The organism is Niallia sp. (assembly GCF_031978665.1).
Classification (GTDB): domain Bacteria; phylum Bacillota; class Bacilli; order Bacillales; family Cytobacillaceae; genus Niallia.
Genome location: NZ_DALZDK010000011.1, coordinates 70,112 through 70,989, shown reverse-complemented (window position 1 = coordinate 70,989; position 878 = coordinate 70,112). Strand labels below are relative to the sequence as shown.

Sequence of the window (878 nt, the reverse complement as noted above, 5' to 3'; positions counted from 1 at the left end):
AGCAGATAAATTACTCGTTTCTTCTGCACTAATTGTTTTAGTTGGATTGGATATGGCATCTGTGTGGATTACGATTGTCATTATAAGTAGAGAATTTGCTGTAACTGGCTTGCGTTTAATACTTGCTGGCGGCGGAGAAGTTGTTGCTGCGAATATGCTAGGAAAGATAAAAACGTGGGCACAAATTATTGCTATCTCTGCACTATTATTACATAATATGATATTCGAACTTATATCTCTTCCACTCGATGTAATTGCATTATGGGTTGCATTGTTCTTTACTGTTTGGTCTGGTTGGGATTATTTTGCAAAAAACAAACAAGCTTTTGTTTCATCCAAATAAAATAGAGGAATAAAAAAGAGGACATCTATTTATGACAAGCGAATATTGCTTTATAAGAGATGTCCTTTCTTCATGAATGACAAAAAGGGGGAGCAATAGATGAATGCAGAAATTATCGCGGTTGGCTCAGAATTATTGCTTGGACAAATTGCTAATACAAATGCCCAATTTATTTCCAAGCATTTAGCCGACTTAGGAGTAAATGTTTATTATCATACAGTTGTTGGAGATAACGCTGCTCGCTTAAAGGAAGCAATTAAAGTTGCTGAAAGTCGAGCGCAATTACTTATTTTTTCCGGAGGACTTGGTCCAACGAAGGATGATTTAACGAAAGAAACAATTGCGAATCATATAGGGAAAGAGCTAGTTTTTGATGAAGTAGCCCTTCAATCGATTGAAGACTATTTTATAAAAACGAAACGTACCATGACGGAAAATAATAAAAAACAAGCATTGGTGTTAGAAGGAAGTGACGTTCTTCCGAATGACCACGGGATGGCACCGGGAATGTTTCTGAAAAAGGACGATCATTTTT

General features: G+C 36.3%; 2 protein-coding genes. Both read left to right on the top strand.

Features of this window, described 5'->3' with window-relative positions; genetic code table 11:
- The coding region (locus RTL21_RS08030; protein WP_312095077.1) for a CDP-alcohol phosphatidyltransferase family protein at positions 1-343 on the top strand (343 nt) is incomplete at its 5' end.
- Positions 344-442: 99 nt separating this feature from the next.
- Positions 443-878, top strand: a 436-nt coding sequence (locus RTL21_RS08025) for a molybdopterin-binding protein (RefSeq protein ID WP_312095075.1), incomplete at its 3' end; no start/stop codon positions are given.